The sequence below is a fragment of the Raoultibacter timonensis genome, assembly GCF_900240215.1.
Classification (GTDB): domain Bacteria; phylum Actinomycetota; class Coriobacteriia; order Coriobacteriales; family Eggerthellaceae; genus Raoultibacter; species Raoultibacter timonensis.
Genome location: NZ_LT964681.1, coordinates 29,597 through 48,181 on the forward strand (window position 1 = coordinate 29,597; position 18,585 = coordinate 48,181).

An 18,585-nucleotide genomic window follows, 5' to 3' on the forward strand; every position below is an offset into this window, starting at 1 on the left:
TTTCCCTGCCGAAGGAGTATTGTACACAAATCAATTACCATGGAAAGCTACCGAAACGGTTTCAGGAGTTCACTACATGAATACTACAGCCACGCAATCGGCGGTAGAGCGGCCCGTTCCGACCGCCTGCGCAGACCTCGGTTCGCAGCCCGCACGTGAGCAGAACATAGCCGCGATCGTCGCGTACTACGAGAGCGGCATCAAGCCGGTGACCGGGGAAATCGGCATCGAGCTCGAGCATACGATCGTCAAGGCAGCGGGCGAAGAGCCCGTATCCTACAGCGAGGGGCACGGCGTGCATTGGCTGCTCGAACAGCTTCACCGAGACTACCCCGAGGCGACGTTCGCCGAGGACGGCGATCTGCTCGGCGTGAGCCGCAAAAGCGAAGCCGTCACCCTCGAACCCGCCGCGCAGCTCGAGCTTTCCGCCGGACCGTTCAAGAGCCTCGAAAGCGCCGAAGCGTGCTTTCTCGCCTTCGAGGACCGTCTGGAAGACATCCTCTCGCCCGTCGGCCTCGAGGCATTGACCATCGGCTACCATCCGACGGCCCGCGCCGAGGATCTCGAGCTCATCCCGAAACGCCGCTACAAGTTCATGAATCTCTACCTGGGCGAGATCAGCCCCTGGGGGCCGCGCATGATGCGGGGAAGCGCATCCACCCAGGTGTCGATCGACTACGCGTCGACCGAAGATTGCCTGCGCAAGCTGCGCCTCGCCTATGCGCTCGTACCCGTCTTCTCGCTCATATGCGACAACTCCCCCGTGTTCGAGGGCAAGCAGCGCCCGCACAAACTTATGAGAACCGAGATCTGGAAGTACTGCGATCCCGACCGCTGCGGCCTCGTACCCGGCGTCATGGACGAAGGTTTCGACATGCGCGCCTACGCCGAGTACGTGCTCGACACCCCGGCGATCCTCGTATCGTGCGCAAAGCACGGATGGTGTTATTCGGAGAAGACGTTCGGCGAGCTGTACGCCGATACCGTCATGGACGTGAGCGACGTCGAGCACGCCGTTTCCATGTTCTTCAACGACGTGCGGTTGAAAACCTACATCGAGATCAGGCCGGCCGACGCTTTGCCCATCCCCTATGCGATCGCCTACGCCGGGCTCGTCAAAGGCCTGTTCGCCACCCAAGAAACGCTTGACGCGCTCGATGCGCTGTTCGGGGGCGTCAGCGGAGCCGACATCGACGCCGCCAAAGAAGCGCTCATGGCACGCGGGTACGTTGCCGAAGTATACGGCCGCCCCGTAGCCGATCTTGCCGACCGGATGGTCGCCATCGCACGGAGAGGATTGGCAGAAAGCGAGCGGCACTACCTCGATCCGCTCGCACGCCTCGTCGCCGACCGCGTGACCCTCGCCGATCTGGCAGAGCGCGGCTAGCGCGAAGGCGGACGACTCGCCCGCTCAGGCAGCCGCCCGCCTTCGCTCAACCATGCCACTCGCATGAGCCTACCCTGCCATGTCCATCATGCGCAGTTTCGCCTACTGCCCTGTATCTCCCTTCCGGCCCTTCCTTCCAGGGAGGAGCAGATTCAGGGCAACGGCCGTGAGCGCCGTGCCGGGAACGCCGCTCAGAAACATGGAGACCCACAGAGGAAAGCTCGCCAAGGCTTCGGGCTGGGCGTTGAAGCCCAGGCCGACCGCAAGGGAAACGGCCAGAATGGTTACCGTTCTGGCATCGGGTTTCTCCCTCATGATAATCTGCATGCCGCTTACCATCACGATCCCGAACGTCAAGATCACCGCGCCTCCGAACACCGGAGTGGGGATGACGGAGCACAGCGCGCTGACCTTGGGGCACAAACCGGCCAGTATCATGATGCCGCCGGCAAAAGCGACAACGTAGCGGCTGTACACCTTCGTGATACCCAAAAGGCCCACATCCGCACTCGCCGAAATAGTCGGCCCGTTGTTGAACACCGCAGAGAACGCACTCGTGACAGCTTGCGTGAATATCGCACCGCGGGTCTCCCTCTTTGTGGGCATCCGTTTTTCGGCTATCATCGTGGTCGCCGACGTATCCCCCAAGAGTTCAGCTATGCCGCAGATGGCGAGGAATGCGATCGTTATGCACGCCTCGATCGGAAACTCGATTCCCCAATGCAGCGGCTCGGGGAAGGCGAACCATGCCGCTTCGACAACAGGGGCAAAGTCGACTCGACCCATAACGGCCGCTACGGCAAAGCCCACCGCAAGGCCGATAAGCGGGGCCGCTCCGTGCAGGAACCCTTTGCCGAACACGTTGAAAATCAAAACGGTGATCAGCGTCAACCCCGCAAGCAGATAGTTTGCCGGATCTCCGAAATCGACGCTTCCCGACCCACCGGCACAGTAAGCCAGGGCAACGCCGAGAAGCGTGGTCCCCAAGACGAACACCACCGCCCCCGACACGAACGATGGTACAAGTATCTTCAGCTTATCCGAAAAAACAACGAAAACCACGCCGCACACGATGCTGCCCACGAGGCAGGCCCCGACATAGCCCGCGTAACCGACCTGCGGCGCGATCACGAGCGCCGGCGAGACGAACACGATGCTGCATACCATGGCGATCGGCAGCTTGCCGCCAACCGATCCGATACCGAGCGTCTGGACGAGAGTGGATATGCCCGCCACGAACAGAGCGCAGGCAACGAGGATGGTTGTTTGGGCGGGATCGAATCCCAACCCCGCAGCTATAAGCAACGGCGCAGGCAGCGCCTGGAAAGCAACCAGAAGCGCATGCTGTATGCCAAACGGGACAAGCTCATGCACCGGGGGGCGCTCGTTCATCCCGTATCCTTGCGATTTCATTGGACTCCCCCTTAGCAATCGATTCGATAAGACCGATTGAAGTTGCGCCTCGAGCACCTGAAGGTGGGACAAAGGGCTTTGAGGCACCGATAGACTATCGGATCGGCAGGACCGAAACCCAGGGTCAACAAAGTTTCCGCCTGCGGTCCGATCGCTGGGTGCAGCTCCGTTTGCACAGTACGAACCGCACCCAGCGAGCGAGATCAGATCTTGCGCGAATCAGAATCGTCGGGCACGTAATCGGCCGCCACTGCCGCGCCGCCCGCATCGTCAGGCAGAGCCTCGGCGGCCTTCATGCCCGCGGAGGGCTCGACATCGGCGGGCAGATCCGCTTCGCCCAGAGATGCCGCATACTCGTACACCGACTGCTTCTTCAGATTGCGTCCGGGCAGGATGACGTTGAGGATCACCGCAACGAACGCGGTGCCCGGCACGCCGCAGAGCATGGTCGACACCCAGAACGGGAACTGATCGAGCGCTCCTGCCACCGAGTTGAAACCGATGCCGACGGCAAGCGACACCGCAAGAATGGTCTGCGTGCGCGAGGTCTGCTCGGAATCCATGATGATCTTCATGCCGTTGACGAGGATGGAGCCGAACAGCATGAGCACCGCGCCGCCGAAAACGGGGTTCGGGATGACCGAGAAGATCGCGGACAGCTTCGGGCACAGCCCCATCAGCAGGACCAGAACGCCCGCAACGGATACCGCAAAGCGCGTGAATACGCGGGTGACATCCATGAGGCCGATGTTCGCACTGCCGGAAATGGTGGGCACCGCATTGAAAATGCCCGCAAACACGCTCGTAACGGCCTGGGTAAGCACGGTTTTCTTCGTTTCGCCGGGAGTCGCCATGCGATTGTCGGCAACCGTGGTGGTCGCTGCAGTCGTACCGAGTATCTCAACGACACCGCAGACGGCGATGAGCGTCATGACCAGGCACGCGTCGAGGGGGAACGATATGCCCCAGTGCAGCGGCTGAGGAAGGCCGAACCAGGCAGCCTCCGAAACCGACGTGAAATCGACCATGCCGAGAAAGATCGCAACAACGAAGCCCGCCGCCATGCCGATCAGCGGCGCGGCACCCTGGATGAACCCTTTTCCGAAAATGCTCAAAACGAGCGTGATGAGGAAGGTTACCGCGGCCAAGGCGAGGTTGATCGGATCACCGAACGTCGCAGCGCCGCTGCCGCCCGCGCAATTCGCAAGCGCGTTGCCGATAAGGCCCGTCCCCAAAACGAGCAGAACCGCACCCGAGATGAACGAGGGGAAGATCACCTTGAGCCAATCGGAGAAGAGCACGAACACGATGCCGCATATGATTGCCGCGACGATGCACGCCCCCATGTAGCCGCCGAATCCCGCTTGGGGGATGATCAGCAGTGCGGGCGCGATGAACACGAAGCTGCCCACCATGACCATAGGGATCTTGGCTCCCAAAGGACCGACGCCGAAGCTCTGCACGAACGTGCAGATGCCGCTGACGAACAGAGCCGATGCAATCAAAATCGAAGTCTCGACCGGCCCCAGCCCCAATCCGCCCGCTATCAAAAGCGGAGCGGGCAGCGTCTGGAACAGGATCAGCAGCGCGTGCTGCAAGCCGAAAGCGCCGAGCTCGCCCGCCCGCGGAACCTCGTTCATCCCATAGCCCCGCTTGAGGGCCCCTTTCTTTTTCTCCCCTGTGTTCTTACCCATAAAAACCTCCTTGCGTAAACGATTCGATGCGGCCCGATCCGCTGTTCGCATCCCCGCTTCGGGCATCGACCGCAGTCGACCGGGCCGCCCTATGAGAGCCGCGGTGTCTAAACCGCAGCAGGAACCCGATAGAGGCGCATTTCAGGGACGGATCGGTCCTTTTCGGACAAGTCGAACTCCTGGTGCAGATCCAGATACCCTTCCTTGCTCACCCGCATGCGGTATCGGTCCGGCTCAAGGTTTTCGAGCCACACATCGCCGAGCTCGTCGGTTCGAACCTCGGCAACCACTTCGTCGTCGATGATGCGCTGCAGGGTGACCATCGCATCCTCGACCACTTCATCGGCCTCGATATCAACGATGGTTGCGGCGATGAAGCGCTTTGGTTTGTTCAGGTAGTACACGCGCGGGGCGGTACCCGCTTCGGGGATCAGAACTTCGGCACGAGCGATTTCCTCGGCGAAGTCTTCCTCGTTCCCAAACCGCAAGGCTCCCGTGCAGCAGGAGTCGACGCACCGCGGCTCGGCCCACCCGTCGTCGAGCAGATGCGCGCATCCCGTGCACTTCTGCGCTATCCCCAACTCCTTGTTCCAGAAGATGGCGCCGTACGGACATGAGGCGACAAGCGCTTCGGGATCGTGGGCAGCTCGGGGATCGATGATCACGATACCGTCCTCGCGTTTGTATACCGCCTCGGGAGCTGCGACTATGCAGGGTGCGTTATCGCAATGGTTACACAGATGGGGCAGGTAGTTCACGCGGACGTGCGGAACCCTTCCGCACACCTCCTCGTCCACCTTGCACCAGAACTGCCCGGTATCGGGCTGCTCCTCTGCATAGGGAAGCCAATTCGTAGCGCAGTGCTCGTCTTTGCACGCAACCTGGCAGTTGTGGCACCCGTTGCACGCGTCGAGATCAAATACAAATACCTTCATGCTCTTCTCCGTTTTCTTCGCAGTGGAATCGCGCTGCACGACGCGGCGTCGAATCGAACGGCGTCCGCCGCGCCAACGCATGCCCTATTGGCCGTCGACCAGCCAGGCGGAAACCCGCAAGCCGTCGGACGGGTCGTACTCGCGGCCGAACTGCTCGGGGTACTCTTCGGCCAGGGAGAACACGTCGACCTTCTCGACGTTCACCAAAAAGCCGTTCGTCGCCTCCCCGGCAGCGTTTTTCGACGTGGTGGCCGTCGGGCAGATGAGGTTGTTGGCGCCGCCTCGGTCGAGCCCGCACTTCCCGGTCACAATCGGATCGACGCGGGCCCCATGGTCTTGGTACACCGCCCCGGGCATGATCCTCTCGTTGACGTACATACCGCCGAGAACGCTTCCACGCTCGTTGTACACGCGCACCACGTCGCCGTCTTCGAGGCCCAGCTTGCCCGCATCGACGGGATTCATCCAAACGGGCTCGTACAGGTATCCATCGGGCCCCTCGACCTTGCACGTGCGGATCTCGCGCATCCAGGTGACATCGTCGTGCTCGGAGTGAACGCGCCATCGGGGATGGTTCGTAACCATGAGGAAGGGGTAGTTCACAGCCCGGTCGCTCGATATGCGCTCCTTGTGCTCCTCGGTCTCCTCGATCCAATGGGGAACGATGGGCCGTTCGGTGTCATCGGGAAAGTGCTCCGCCAACCCGGTGGAGTAGATTTCGATTTTCCGGGTCGGAGTCGAAAGGGGCTGGGATGCCGGATCGTCGTACCACGCCCTCAAAGCCACCGGATCGTCTTCCCAGCCGTCCGCCGTGGGCGCAAGGCACATCTTCTTCTCTGCGAACTCGTCGTACGTCATCAAGCTGTCGGCCTGCGCGCTCTCGAACCCGGCTTCGATCCACTCGTCGACGGTCTTGCCCTGCGTATAGCGCTGCACCAGGTTCTCGTAGGGCCCGCCGTAGCGCTCCAGCTTCTTGGCAACCTCGATGGCGCACTCGTAGTCTGATTTCGATTCGCCCAAAGGCTCGATGCAGTCGTCCTGGATGTACATCATGTTGAACTGGCCCGACCAGTTGTCAACCGCCACGTCTTTCTCTTCGAACATGGTGTTCACCGGCAATATGATGTCGGCGAACGCCGTATCGTTCTCGAACCACGGGTGCTGCATCACGATGGTTTCGACGCGTTCGTTTCGCAAGGCTTCCTGCATGGAGTAGCCGCCGTTCCAGCAGGTCGTCCAGCTAGGGGAATCGGAAACCACCATATGGATCATCGGCGCGCCGTCGGCGGGGAACTCGAACGGAACGAACTGATCGGCGCGGGGCGCGGTGCACACGACGTGGCCGTACCACCGCAGCTTCTCGCCTTCGGGAAGCGTCAGCGCCTGCGGCGTCATGGTCTTCGGGAAGAAGTTCTGCCGTCCGATGGTCTCCATCCAGCCGTGGTAGGCGCCCGGCACCTCGAAGTACTTCTCGGAGCGGGGCATGGGGTTCCACTCGTCGAAGCCGAACTGCCCGAACTCGATCATATGCAGCTGCCCCGTACCGGGCCTGCCCAGGCCCTGCATTGCCAAAAGAACGATCTCGAGTCGCGCGGGCTCGTGCGAGAACGGCGAGCGAATCATGCCGCCGCCGTCCGCATGGGCGATCGAAACGGCGTGCTTGGCCCAGTAGCGGGCGAAGGCCTTGATGGTGTACGATGGCACGCCGCACTTCTCCTCAGCCCATTTCGGCGTCTTCGGCACGCCGTCCTCGTTGCCGAGCACGTAGTACTCGAACCAATCGAAGCCGACCGTGTGGCTCTCGACGTATTCTTTGTAGTAGGTTCCCTCGGTGATCCATACATACGCAATGGCCAGCTGCAGTGCCGCATCGGTGTTGGGGAGCACGGGAATCCACTTTCCCCTATGACAGGCGCCCGTATAGTTCAGGTCAGGTGAAACGAAGAAGGATTTCAAGCCCAGTTCCTCCAGGAAGTACGCCATGCGGCTCGGCTGCTGGCCGCCCCAACCCCACGGCGTAGTCTCGAGGTCGCAGCCCCAATACAGAACCGCATCGCCATGCTCGCACACGTCTTTGTACAGATTCCTCTGGTTGACCTGCATCCCCACCGGATCCATGCCCCACATGTGCTTGGCGCCCCAGTACCAGCCCTCCCAGCTGTCGGGCTGGCGCGCCTGCAGCGTGTATCCGCCGCACAGTTCGAGCATCATCGCCTGCGCACCGTGAGGAGCATGCACGACCTTCGTCTCCCCGTGACCGTCAGCCTGGCACATGATAGCCAAAGGCCCGTACGTATCGTGGATGCGCTTGATCTCGGATGCAATGAGGGTGGTGGCTTCGTCCCAGCTGATTCGCTCGTACTTGGAAAGACCGCGGTTCTGGGGATTGCGCTCGCCGTTCGGATCCCAATCCACGCGCTTCATGGGAAACAGAACCCTGTTCGGGGAGTAGATGCGCTTCTTGTACGTTAGCGACAGCGGGGGCAGCAGCGTCTTCTTACCGGGCTCGAATACCTTGCCGCGCGCTTCGATGCGCCACGGTTTGCGTTGCTCTTCGGTGGAAACTTCGTCATAATGGAGCGGTCGAATACGGATGATCTTCCCATCTTTGACGTCAACAGCCGCCGTGTTCGCACTGCACGCAAACGCCGACCACGCAATGCCCCGATAAACGGTTTCGCCTCTCGTTTCAATGCCCATAAGCACTCATCCTCTCTCGTCATGCAATGCGTATCCACGTTCTACGAACCGATACGCTTCGTGCGAAATCGTAAGTGCGACGACTTGTTTTTCAAATCATCCAAAGGACAGAAAGAATCTTTACGACTATTGGTTTATGTTGCGAGAACCCTCAACCCTCTACACTAAACAAGGGGGCAGACCGCTTAGGTCACCGGATATCGCAGTCGACTGATCTTGTCAGGGGGAATCATGAAGACTGAAACGCTTTTTCCTATCCGCATGCTTGGATTCGGCTTTTATTGGGCTTGGTTGTTTCTCGTTGGCGTATCGCCGACACCCGTTCTCGAAGGCGCTTCGCAACTCGTATACCCCCTCGAGGCAATGGAGCTGCTCTTTCGATTAGCGGGCATCGCGCTCATCATCGTTTTTTCTGCCTGGCTCTCTTCCGTCACAGGGCGCATGTTTCTCCTCTGCATGGGAAGCGTTGTCGGCCCCCTGGCTTCCGCGCTCCTGATCGCCTTCGGCGCCTCGCCGCTGACGATTGCCCTCGTAGCGTGCGCCGATGCGTCCATCTTCATGCTTTGGCTCAGCTTCTTCGGCCACATGAAGCTCGGTGAGACCGCTTTGTACATGACGCTTTCGTACGCCATGGGCTCGATCCTCTTCGTTTGCATAACGTGGGCGGGATTAGAGGCTGCGCGCGCATGCGCCGTTGCGCTCCCCGTGCTATCCGGCATCACGTTTATCTTCTCGAACAAGCTGTACGAGCACGAATCGGGGGAATCGGGTGCCATCCTCAGCGAAATGAGACCGAACGGCCACAGGGAAGCGCCCATTTTTCCCTACATAACCAGAATGACCGCAGCTCTCGGCCTATACGCCATACTGTTCGGCATGGTCACGAGCACTGCCGTATGCAACGGGTTCAGCGGTGCGGTCGCGGGACCCTACATCGAAGCGCCGTGCTGCATCGGGCTGGGCTTGGCCATCGCGCTGATTTTCAATTCGAAGAAGAAAGCACGGGGGATATACTACTTCTACCGCTTCGTCCCCCTCGCCTTCTCCATCGGCCTCGCGGTGCTCCTCTTCGCCGAGCACAACGCGTTCATCGTTGCAGACATATTCATCATGACGGCCTACCTGGCTTTCGAAATACTGATTCTCAACGACTACTGCAATGCGATCAAGATGAACGATCTTCCCCCGCTGCGGACCTTCGGCATCGCCCGCTTCGCCATAACGGCGGGCATGCTGTCGGGTTGGCTCATCGGCATGGCAACAACCACGCTGCCGCCCTTCGTGTCCCCGATCGCGTTCGTCGTCGGCATCGGCGCCGTCGTGACCGTCGTGGCATCGACGTTGGTATTCACCGAAAAGGAGGTGTTTTCCCTCAGCGGCATAGCGGAAGAGAGGGGTTTCGAAGAAAAGCTCGCGCAGAACAACAATCCGAGCCAGACCCCCGACGAGTGCATTCGGCAATTCGGAAAATCATGGCAGCTCTCAAAAAGGGAGATCGACGTGCTCGACCCGCTTCTGAAAGGCCGCACGACGCAGTACATTTCCCAAAACCTCTTCATCGCCACGGGTACCGTGAAAACGCACACGTACAACATTTACAAGAAGATGGGCATCCATACGAAAATGGAGCTTTTGGACATGTTCGACGCATTTCGGCAAGAGAGGCCGTAAACCGCCGTTTTCGCCAAGACCGACAGCATCATAGCGTATCATGAACATAGCGCCACACGGGTACGATTGCGGCCAAGCGTCATCCGACATGCAGCCAACCGAAGGCATCGGCAAGCAAGGGGGCATCATGGGATCCGAGAACAGCTCGAACGAACCGCCTATCGAAGACGGAGCAAGCTACGAAGTTGCAGACAGGATCGTCGAGTGCTCGCACTGCGGCTCGAAGAGGTTCGAAAAGAGCACGGCCCAGCTCAACACTGCGGGGCTGACGTTCCTCGGGCTCGACTGGGCGAACCGCAACGCAACGATCCTCATTTGCGCTCGATGCGGCCATATCGAATGGTTCCTCGAAGAGGATTAGTCGATGGCAGCGATTGCCGACCCGATCGAACAGCCGAAGCGGCTACCGCCGTCAAGCGAGGATGCATCATGGACAACAGCAACAAAATGGTGAGGGTCTCGTACGTGGGCACGTTCGACGACGGACACGCGTTCATCGACCAGACCGACCCCCCGATCGAGTTTCCCTGCATCGACGGATGGATGCCGCCCGCATTCGTGGAAACCGTGCGCTCGATGGAAATCGGGGAGACGCGATCGGTGCGCGTCTCCGCCGACGAGGCGTACGAAGAGCGATCCGACGAGCGCATCATCGAGATCCCTCGCGGAAAGATTCCGAGCGATCTCAAGCTTCCCGTTGGCGAGATGGTCAACCTCGAAGATCCCACCGGGCAAACCTTCCCCGCACGCGTCATCGAGGTAACCGACGAGAAAGCCGTGTTCGACACGAACCACGACGCCATCGCGAAAGCGCTCAACTTCACCATCACCCTGCTCGCGGTAACCGACCTCGATCGGTGCTAGCGAGGCCCGAAGCGGCGGCAACCGCGGCGGGGCAATCGCGCCGGTTTTCAGGCAAGCCCCGCATCCGCCATACCGTCTTGCCCCTTTGACGATCGGAGCCCTTCGCGCCGATCCGGAATCGGAGACGAGCATCCGCCGACGTCTTCGTCGATCCCAATCAACGAAATTGTGACGAAGCTGCGCCGCTTCGTCGTTGCGGCCAGGCTGGGCTTACCTGTTCGGTTAGACTGAATCCACTGTTTTCTTTTGAAAGGAGCTCTTTTATGAGCAACGAAGGCAAAAAGGTCAAGGTCCACTACACCGGAACGCTTGACGATGGAACCAAGTTCGATTCCTCCGTGGACCGCGGCGAGCCCATCGAGTTCACCTGCATGGTGGGTCAGATGATCCCCGGCTTCGATGCCGCCGTCAAAGACCTCGCTGTCGGCGAGACCAAGACCGTCCACATCCCCGCCGCAGAAGCCTACGGCGAGTACAACGAAGAGCTGATCCAAAAGATTCCCGTCTCCCAAATCCCCAACGGCGACCAGCTGCCCGTCGGCCAGACCATCTACATGCAGGGTCCTGGCGGACAGCCTTTCCCCGTGTTCGTGAAGGACATCACCGACGGCGTTGCCACGTTCGATATGAACCACGAACTCGCCGGCAAAGATCTCAACTTCGAGATCACGCTTGTCGAGTGCGCCGACTAACCCTCGCGCAAACAGCGTTGGATACGAAAGCGAGCCCCTGCGGCTCGCTTTTTTCATGCAACCGAAACCAGCTGCGCATCGGTGTTTCACACGGTAGCCTCGTCGGCAGCCCGCCAAGGCGGCTGGCAACGAGGCATCAAACGACTCGATACGTAAAAGGGCCGGACTGCCACAGATACAGCCCGGCCCCCGACCGCGCGGCCCCCGTACAAGGCAGCGAGTCATACCATCGCACCGCACGATCGTGCGGTGCGAATCAATTGGCGTACATGCTTGCGTACGGCCTCGACGAGGCGGGCCGCAAGCAAAAGAAACCCGTTGCGCTCGCATCAACCGACCCGCCGAGATCGTGCGAGAAATGCTCGTTGTACTCGATAAGCAGGCGTCCGACAACGGCTTCGTCGGCCTCGTCGATCGGCTCTTGGACAAGCCCCCTCGGAACATCGGCGCACGCGAGTTCGTGTTTCATGTAGATGACGCCGCCATGCATGCCCGTCGCAAGGTAGCTTCCCGGCTTTCCCAAAAGCACGATAATGCCGCCCGCCATGTATTCCCCGAGGAAGCTCCCCGCATCGCCGCCGATAACGATGATGGGGCATCTGCCCTCGAACTGCTTCATATGAATGCCCACGCGCCATCCGCAGCCATCGCGCACGAATATCGTGCCTCCGCGCATGCCGTAGCCGGCAGCGTCGCCGCAACGTCCATGGACGACGATGCTGCCGCCGTTCATCGTGTTGCCGATCTGATCCTGCGCATTGCCGAAAACCTCGATAGCGCCGCCGTCCATATAGCACGCCATATCGTTACCGGGAACGCCGTGAATCAGAAGCGTCTTGCCGCTGGGCATCCCGCACCCCAGATAGCGTTGAGCGAACGCCTCGCGAATCTCAACGGTATCCGCCCGCTCGAGCGCCTCGCGCACAAGCGCGTTCGCCTCGGTAAAATGTTCGGTTCCAAGGGTCACCGAACACGCAGCGGGCTCGGCCGGGCCGCCCGTTGCGCACACTGTCCCTATCTTATTCATGTGATCAACTCCCCGCATATCTCACGCCGAGGATTTCGAGCTCCTTATCGTTCAAGCCCACCGCCCTCAGCATCAACCGGTTTCCGCGCAGGCTGTCGATGGCGTTGATGCCCATGCCGCCCATCATCTCCTCGATCTCGCGGTTCCACGCCCGCATGAGGTTCACCACGCGCTCGGCGCCGATTTCCGGGTTTAGACGGCGCACGAGATCGGGACGCTGCGTTGCGATACCCCAGTTGCACCTGCCGCTTGCGCAGTCCTGGCACTGGTGGCATCCGAGCGCGACGAGCGCCGCCGTGGCGCTGTACACCGCATCGGCTCCGAGGGCGACCGCGCGAACCACGTCGGCCGACGAACGGATGGAGCCGCCGGCAACAAGGCTCACCTTCGAGCGAATGCCTTCGTCGCGTAACCGCCGATCGACCGCCGCAAGAGCGAGCTCGATGGGGATGCCCACGTTGTCGCGGATGCGCGCGGGCGCTGCGCCCGTACCGCCGCGAAAACCGTCGAGCACGATCACATCGGCACCCGCGCGGGCGATACCGCTCGCAATGGCCGCAACGTTGTGGACGGCTGCGATCTTAACGGCAACCGGCACCGTATACCGCGTGGCCTCCTTAAGCGAGAATACAAGCTGGCGCAGGTCCTCGATCGAGTAGATGTCGTGGTGCGGAGCAGGGGATATGGCATCGGTTCCCTGCGGAATCATGCGGGTCTGCGAGACCTCCTCGTTGATCTTCTCGCCTGGAAGATGCCCGCCGATGCCCGGCTTGGCCCCCTGGCCGATCTTGATTTCGATCATGGAGCCGGCATTGAGGTAGTGCATGTCGACGCCGAAGCGCCCCGACGCCACCTGCACGATCGCGTGGTCGCCGTACCGCTCGAGATCCTTGCGCAATCCGCCCTCGCCGGTATTGAAGTACGTGCCGAGCTCAACGGCTGCCATCGCAAGCGATTTCTGCGCGTTCAATGATATCGAGCCGAAGCTCATAGCCGAGAACATCACGGGGATATCGAGCTTGAGCTGCGGAGGCATGCGGGTAACCACCGCGTGTTCGCGCTCGTTGACTACGAGCTTATCGGGGCGGCTTCCGAGAAACACGCGGGTCTCCATCGGCTCGCGCAACGGATCGATGGACGGGTTCGTCACCTGGCTCGCATTGAGCAGCAGGTGATCCCAGTAGATGGGATAATGTTGCGGGTTTCCCATCGACGAAAGGAGCACCGCACCGGTTTGCGCCTGTTTGGCGATATCCTGCATAACGCCGAGCGTCCAGTTGTTCGACCCATTGCCCACCTGGGGCCACGCGGTTACGGCGAGAGCCAGGGTCGGGCACATGACCACGCAGCGCTGGCAGTTCACGCACTTGGCGTGATCGGCGCTCAAACGGCCGTTCTTTTCATCGGCATGGTGGACCCCGTTGGCGCACGAGCGCTCGCATACGCCGCACTCAACGCACGCCTCGGAGTCGCGCAGCACTTTGTAGCGGGGAAGCAGGCAATCAAGCATGGCGGAGCACCCCCTTGCTCGATGCCGGCAGAACGCCGGTTAAATGCTCTTGGAGCCGATCTTTCGCCGGGACGTTCTCGCACGATTCCTGCGCCTTGCGCGCAGCCACTTCGTCGAGCTGCACCACGTACGGCACGCCTCCGTCGATGGGAGCGACGTTCTCCACGCCGGGGCATACGATCTCGATCGCCGCCTGCTCGCTGGCGAGGTAGACCATGCTTCCCTTCTCGCCCGCCATAAGGGCACGCAGCTTCAGGCGGTCGTTCAAAGCAAGCAAGCCTTCGTCGGAGCCAAGGATGACCGACATGGGGCCGTTCACAAGCGCGCTCGAATACACGCATCGAAGCGCCGTCTCGTACGCCGCCCGCTCGGGCTCCATGCGGTCGATCTCGTCCCACAGAGGCGCGCACATGATGCGGGCCGCCGTCTCCTGCGAAAACCCGTGACGGCGGATGAGCAGGTCGAAGATGTAGGTGATGACCTCGGTGTCGGTCATGAGCGTACAATCGTATCCGAACTGCTCGACGTAGCGGCGGTTGGCATCGTAGCTCGATATTTCGCCGTTGTGCACGATCGACCAGTTGAGCAGCGTAAACGGATGCGCCCCGCCCCACCATCCGGGCGTGTTCGTGGGAAAGCGGCCATGCGCGGTCCACAGCCACGCCTTGTAATCGCAGATGCGGTAGAACTCGCCGATGTCTTCGGGATAGCCCACCCCCTTGAACGCTCCCATGTTCTTGCCCGACGAGGCTACAAAAGCTCCGAGGATCGAAGCGTTGATGCGAAACACATGCTGCATCGTGTATTCGGCTTCGTCGAGTCCGCTCATATTGAGTTTGACCGGATGAGGCGCAACGAAGTAGCGCCAGATGTCGGGCGGATCCTGGATGCCCCGCACCGCTTCGGTGGGAATGCGCTCCTGCTTCTCGCTGATGAAGTACCCATCGAGATACGCTTCGGTTTCGCTTCGCGCCTCTTTGCTCTCGTACATGATGTGGAACGCGTAGAGATCCCGATACGCAGGGTAGATGCCGTATGCGGCGAACCCGCCACCGAGGCCGTTGCTGCGATCATGCATCAATGCGATGGACTTCAGAATGTCGCTCCCGTCGTGGAGTCCGCCGCTTTTATCCATGATTCCCGCAATGGCGCACCCGGACGGAATCCTGATATCGCCTTCGCGTAAGGTCATGCGCTGTACACCTCGTCTCATTTCATCGTGCGGATACGCGTACCCAGCCCGCGAGCGTTCGTCGGCCGACCGAGCTTCCGACGAACGCCCTACCTGCCGTCTCGGATGAGTTTGCGAACCCAGACGGAACGCTTCGAGGTACGGGGCCGGCATTCTGTGGTGCTACGAGTGTACGGGCGCTATGTTTCAGAAGGATATGCGCCGTGTTTCGAGTGTGTTAAGGCTGCACGGCGTCCGTCCCGCCCGAATTCTTCTCCCGGCGCGCAATCAGCGCGTACGCCCCCGCGCCGCAGGCGACCAAAACGAGGGTGACAACCGCGACGAGAGCGGTAGCCGTCCAGTCGCCTTGCGCAGCATAGGCCGAGGCGAGCGTCGACGAAACGATAGAGGGTATGCGGCCGACGGTCGTGATGGCCGCAATGCGCGACAGACGGCAAGGCGTAAGGCCCGCAACATAGGTCATGATGTCCTTCGGCGTGCCGGGAACGAGAAAGCAGATGAACAAGATGAGTTCGAATCGCTTCGACGCGCGAAGCCATGAGATCGACTCGATCTTTTCGCGAGAGAAGAACAGCTCGACAACCCGCATGCCGGCGGTCCGCGTAAGAGCAACGACAGCGACCGTTCCGATCAGGCTGCCGGCAAGGCAGAGAGCGGTCCCCTCCCAAAACCCGAATGCATAACCGGCCCCTAGCTCGAGCGGCTCGCCGGGAATGACGGCAACAACCACCTGGGCCACCACGAGCAGAACCATGATGACCGGAGCCAAAGCACCGCGTTCGTCGACCCACGCTTGCAATCGCTGGCCGTCGGTAAACAGGGAAAACGCGTCTTTTCCGTATACCGCCGACCAAGCAAGCGTTGCAGCCAACACCGCAACGGCGACCACGATTACCGCCGCGCGTTTCGCGATTAGGACCCCTCGCTGCTCGATCGACGCCGCCTGTCCCGTCTTCGCTGCTTCTCGCCGCATGATGATCCCTTCGATATATCCGTCAGAACCATCATCGAACGCAAGTGTCAAATAAGCATCAACAATTGAAAACGCCGGGGAAACGGGCCTCCACCCGTGCGCCCGTTTCGTCGAAACGGTTCGACAGAACAACCGAGCCGCCGCATTTGGCAACCAGCAACGAGCATATACCGAGGCCCAGCCCGAAATGCTCCGATGAATCGGGGCGAGACGTATCGCGATAGTAGGGTTCGAGCCCCTGCTCGAGGGCTTCTGCCGAAAAACCGGGACCGTCGTCCTCCACGGTCACCACGAGATCCGATCCGTCCGCCGCGCAAACCAACACGACAAGGGAGGTCGCGTATCGCGCCGCATTCGCGAGGAGGTTACCTGCAACCCTCTCGACGACATCGGCATCGAGGCGTGCAGTTTCGGGCAGCTCGGAGGCGATGACGTCGGAACGTTTGCCGCAATCGGCAGCCAGCGCTCGCGCCGCTTCGCCAAGGCGCTCGACAAGGCGGCTTGCGTCGACGTCGACGGCGACCACCTCGCAATCGTCGAGCTTTGCAAGATCGCGCATGGCTTCGATATAGCGCTCGATACGTTCAACCTGCCGCTGCGACGAACGCGCCATCTCCTCGATCTGATCGGCGGCAAGACTTCCGCTCGCCGTATACGATGCAAGCATCTCGAGCTGCCCCCTGAGCACGGTAAGCGGCGTGCGCAGATCGTGGGCGAACGCCGCGTTCGCCTCTTTGCGCGCCTCGACCATCCGCCACATTTCGCGGTTGCTCGTCACAAGCGACGCGCGCATCGTCTCGAAGCTTTCGGTAAGCTTGCCGAGCTCGTTGCCGCTATCGGGCGCAAGCTCGAAATCGAGATCGTTTTCGGCGATCCGCTGCGCAGCACCGCGCATCGTCGCAATCGGCTGCTTCAGATGATTGCGGTAGAACAGATGGGCCGTCGCAACGAAGACGAGGGCGAACACTCCCGGGAACACGAGGAACGTGAGCAGTTGCAAAGCGTCGTATGCGCCATCCTCGGGGTGATGGGCGACATAATAGGACACGACCGACGAAGCCGGCTTTTCGCCTCTTTCGTCCGCCGGCAGCAAAGACCCATCGGCAGCGCCTTCGGGAAGGCGTCTCTTCTGGGCCTCGTCGTAAGCGGGCACGGCAGCAAGGGGAATGGGGTCTTCGGTTGCGCCTTCGGCGAGGTCCTCGCCGTCGAGAATTCGCCCATCGTACACGCGCATGCTTTCGCTATCCGAACCCGGCTCGTCAATCCGTATGGCTAAGGCCGATTCGTCTTCCGGAACCTCAACGTACAGGGAGTCGTCTTCGTTGCCGTACCACGACAGAGCCTCGGCAGGCACGAGCGCATTGGCGTCGCTCACATAGATGTACATCCCCGATCGAGCCGAGGATTCACGCCAGATTTCAGACGATGCGTTAGACAGAACGCTTGCGGCGCACGTCGACACGGCGAGCGCGACGACGGTGGCCGCTATCGCGTAGATCACGAACGCGGTCTTCAGGGAGCACGAGCGCATGAACGCCCGCAAGCGGCGCAGGGGATGAAGCATGCCCGGTTTGCCCTTCGCAAAGCCAGCCGGAGCGCGGCGCGATTCGGAATCAGCGAATCCCGAATCGCAATGCGGTTGAGAACCGGGGCGATCCGAACCGTGCGGCTCTCCTCCTATGCGCGCCATCGGTACCCCACGCCCCATACCGTCTTGATGTAATCGCCCTCGGCACCCGCTTCGGAAAGCGATTTCCTCAGCCGTCTGATATGCTCGGTTACCACCGAGCCGTCTCCCGGCTCGCCCCACACGAGCTCGTATATGCGATCGCGGTCGAAAGTCTGCCCCCGGTGCTTGACGAGCAGCGCGCATATCTCGTATTCCTTCTTGGTCATCGACACTTCGATGCCGTTGACAAGCACCGCCCTGCGTCCGAAATCGATCGAAAGCACCTCGTCCACGCAAATGACGCTGCGGGTTCGGACTCGGCGCTCGCGCGCGATGTGGGCAGATACCCGAGCGCCGAGAACCTCGAGCGAAAACGGCTTGGTTACGTAATCGTCGCCCCCCGCCGCAAAGCCCTCGAGCTTATCGGCGTCTTCGACGCGGGCCGTAAGGAAGATGATCGGGCACGAAACCGCATCGCGAATCATGCGGCAAGCCGAAATACCGTCTACCGAAGGCATGTTGATATCGAGCAGAATGATGTCGGGCTGGCGCTTTCCCACGCGATCGAGCACCTGGGCCCCGTCGAACGCGGTAGCCACAAGGTACCCGTTGAGCTCGAAATAGCTCTTGAGCATGCTCACGATATCGCGCTCGTCATCCGCGATTAGAATGAGCGGCCCGTCGGCTCGCTCCCGCCCTGTACCCGTTTCGTCTACCACGTATGCGCTTCGCCTTTCCCGCTCGCCCGAAAAGCCCCCGATCCGCTCGGTCGGCCGAATTCTCAACTGCTCGGCAACCATCGCCTGCCGATAAGCGAGAACGATACCAGACGAATGTCAAAAAAGCATCAACTGCAAA

The 18,585-nt window shown here is 60.9% G+C and carries 15 protein-coding genes; 5 read left to right on the forward strand and 10 right to left on the reverse strand.

Annotated features, from left to right (window positions below):
* Positions 1-76: 76 nt before the first annotated feature.
* Positions 77-1,387, forward strand: coding sequence for a glutamate-cysteine ligase family protein (locus C1722_RS12290; RefSeq protein ID WP_102379679.1), 1,311 nt, complete (start codon positions 77-79; stop codon positions 1,385-1,387).
* Between the two features lie 102 nt (positions 1,388-1,489).
* Here C1722_RS12290 and C1722_RS12295 read toward each other — a convergent pair whose 3' ends face one another.
* The 4 genes from C1722_RS12295 to C1722_RS12310 form a co-directional block, all read right to left on the reverse strand.
* Positions 1,490-2,779, reverse strand: a complete 1,290-nt coding sequence (locus C1722_RS12295) for a uracil-xanthine permease family protein (RefSeq protein ID WP_102379680.1) — start codon at positions 2,777-2,779, stop codon at positions 1,490-1,492.
* A gap of 224 nt (positions 2,780-3,003) precedes the next feature.
* The gene (locus C1722_RS12300) at positions 3,004-4,494 is read right to left on the reverse strand and encodes a uracil-xanthine permease family protein (protein WP_102379681.1); all 1,491 of its coding nucleotides are present in this window, start codon (positions 4,492-4,494) and stop codon (positions 3,004-3,006) included.
* A 107-nt stretch (positions 4,495-4,601) separates the two neighbouring features.
* Positions 4,602-5,429 (reverse strand): 4Fe-4S dicluster domain-containing protein, encoded by an 828-nt coding sequence (locus tag C1722_RS12305; protein WP_102380375.1) that lies wholly within the window; start codon positions 5,427-5,429, stop codon positions 4,602-4,604.
* An 84-nt stretch (positions 5,430-5,513) separates the two neighbouring features.
* Positions 5,514-8,129: a molybdopterin-dependent oxidoreductase gene (locus tag C1722_RS12310; protein WP_102379682.1), complete on the reverse strand. Its 2,616-nt coding sequence runs from the start codon at positions 8,127-8,129 to the stop codon at positions 5,514-5,516.
* Positions 8,130-8,360: 231 nt separating this feature from the next.
* Here C1722_RS12310 and C1722_RS12315 point away from each other — a divergent pair, with 231 nt between their 5' ends.
* The 4 genes from C1722_RS12315 (at position 8,361) to C1722_RS12330 (ending at position 11,356) form a co-directional block, all read left to right on the forward strand.
* Positions 8,361-9,800, forward strand: a complete 1,440-nt coding sequence (locus tag C1722_RS12315) for a LuxR family transcriptional regulator (protein WP_102379683.1) — start codon at positions 8,361-8,363, stop codon at positions 9,798-9,800.
* 40 nt (positions 9,801-9,840) lie between these two features.
* The gene (locus C1722_RS12320; RefSeq protein WP_244902570.1) at positions 9,841-10,161 is read left to right on the forward strand and encodes a hypothetical protein; all 321 of its coding nucleotides are present in this window, start codon (positions 9,841-9,843) and stop codon (positions 10,159-10,161) included.
* Between the two features lie 68 nt (positions 10,162-10,229).
* Positions 10,230-10,664, forward strand: a complete 435-nt coding sequence (locus C1722_RS12325; protein WP_102379684.1) for an FKBP-type peptidyl-prolyl cis-trans isomerase — start codon at positions 10,230-10,232, stop codon at positions 10,662-10,664.
* A 263-nt stretch (positions 10,665-10,927) separates the two neighbouring features.
* Positions 10,928-11,356: an FKBP-type peptidyl-prolyl cis-trans isomerase gene (locus tag C1722_RS12330; protein WP_102379685.1), complete on the forward strand. Its 429-nt coding sequence runs from the start codon at positions 10,928-10,930 to the stop codon at positions 11,354-11,356.
* Positions 11,357-11,612: 256 nt separating this feature from the next.
* On the opposite strand, the gene C1722_RS12335 is transcribed toward C1722_RS12330, so the two are convergent.
* The 6 genes from C1722_RS12335 to C1722_RS12360 form a co-directional block, all read right to left on the reverse strand.
* Complete coding sequence (locus tag C1722_RS12335; RefSeq protein WP_102380377.1) at positions 11,613-12,383, reverse strand: GltB/FmdC/FwdC-like GXGXG domain-containing protein; 771 nt, start codon at positions 12,381-12,383, stop codon at positions 11,613-11,615.
* Between the two features lie 4 nt (positions 12,384-12,387).
* On the reverse strand, positions 12,388-13,893 hold the full coding sequence (locus C1722_RS12340) for a glutamate synthase-related protein (RefSeq protein ID WP_102379686.1): 1,506 nt from the start codon (positions 13,891-13,893) through the stop codon (positions 12,388-12,390).
* The gene (locus C1722_RS12345) at positions 13,886-15,085 is read right to left on the reverse strand and encodes a class II glutamine amidotransferase (RefSeq protein WP_180995234.1); all 1,200 of its coding nucleotides are present in this window, start codon (positions 15,083-15,085) and stop codon (positions 13,886-13,888) included. The genes C1722_RS12340 and C1722_RS12345 overlap by 8 nt, the downstream gene beginning before the upstream one ends.
* A gap of 217 nt (positions 15,086-15,302) precedes the next feature.
* The gene (locus C1722_RS12350; protein ID WP_102379687.1) at positions 15,303-16,058 is read right to left on the reverse strand and encodes a TVP38/TMEM64 family protein; all 756 of its coding nucleotides are present in this window, start codon (positions 16,056-16,058) and stop codon (positions 15,303-15,305) included.
* 58 nt (positions 16,059-16,116) lie between these two features.
* Positions 16,117-17,748, reverse strand: coding sequence for a sensor histidine kinase (locus C1722_RS12355; protein ID WP_180995235.1), 1,632 nt, complete (start codon positions 17,746-17,748; stop codon positions 16,117-16,119).
* Positions 17,736-18,446 (reverse strand): response regulator transcription factor, encoded by a 711-nt coding sequence (locus C1722_RS12360; protein ID WP_244902571.1) that lies wholly within the window; start codon positions 18,444-18,446, stop codon positions 17,736-17,738. The genes C1722_RS12355 and C1722_RS12360 overlap by 13 nt, the downstream gene beginning before the upstream one ends.
* Positions 18,447-18,585: the final 139 nt, after the last annotated feature.

Bases quoted from the DNA above. Each gene is read 5' to 3' on its own strand.
- C1722_RS12290 (WP_102379679.1), top strand. From the start codon at position 77: ATGAATACTACAGCCACGCAATCGGCGGTAGAGCGGCCCGTTCCGACC.
- C1722_RS12295 (WP_102379680.1), bottom strand. From the start codon at position 2,779: ATGAACGAGCGCCCCCCGGTGCATGAGCTTGTCCCGTTTGGCATACAG.
- C1722_RS12300 (WP_102379681.1), bottom strand. From the start codon at position 4,494: ATGGGTAAGAACACAGGGGAGAAAAAGAAAGGGGCCCTCAAGCGGGGC.
- C1722_RS12305 (WP_102380375.1), bottom strand. From the start codon at position 5,429: ATGAAGGTATTTGTATTTGATCTCGACGCGTGCAACGGGTGCCACAAC.
- C1722_RS12310 (WP_102379682.1), bottom strand. From the start codon at position 8,129: ATGGGCATTGAAACGAGAGGCGAAACCGTTTATCGGGGCATTGCGTGG.
- C1722_RS12315 (WP_102379683.1), top strand. From the start codon at position 8,361: ATGAAGACTGAAACGCTTTTTCCTATCCGCATGCTTGGATTCGGCTTT.
- C1722_RS12320 (WP_244902570.1), top strand. From the start codon at position 9,841: ATGAACATAGCGCCACACGGGTACGATTGCGGCCAAGCGTCATCCGAC.
- C1722_RS12325 (WP_102379684.1), top strand. From the start codon at position 10,230: ATGGACAACAGCAACAAAATGGTGAGGGTCTCGTACGTGGGCACGTTC.
- C1722_RS12330 (WP_102379685.1), top strand. From the start codon at position 10,928: ATGAGCAACGAAGGCAAAAAGGTCAAGGTCCACTACACCGGAACGCTT.
- C1722_RS12335 (WP_102380377.1), bottom strand. From the start codon at position 12,383: ATGAATAAGATAGGGACAGTGTGCGCAACGGGCGGCCCGGCCGAGCCC.
- C1722_RS12340 (WP_102379686.1), bottom strand. From the start codon at position 13,893: ATGCTTGATTGCCTGCTTCCCCGCTACAAAGTGCTGCGCGACTCCGAG.
- C1722_RS12345 (WP_180995234.1), bottom strand. From the start codon at position 15,085: ATGACCTTACGCGAAGGCGATATCAGGATTCCGTCCGGGTGCGCCATT.
- C1722_RS12350 (WP_102379687.1), bottom strand. From the start codon at position 16,058: ATGCGGCGAGAAGCAGCGAAGACGGGACAGGCGGCGTCGATCGAGCAG.
- C1722_RS12355 (WP_180995235.1), bottom strand. From the start codon at position 17,748: ATGGCGCGCATAGGAGGAGAGCCGCACGGTTCGGATCGCCCCGGTTCT.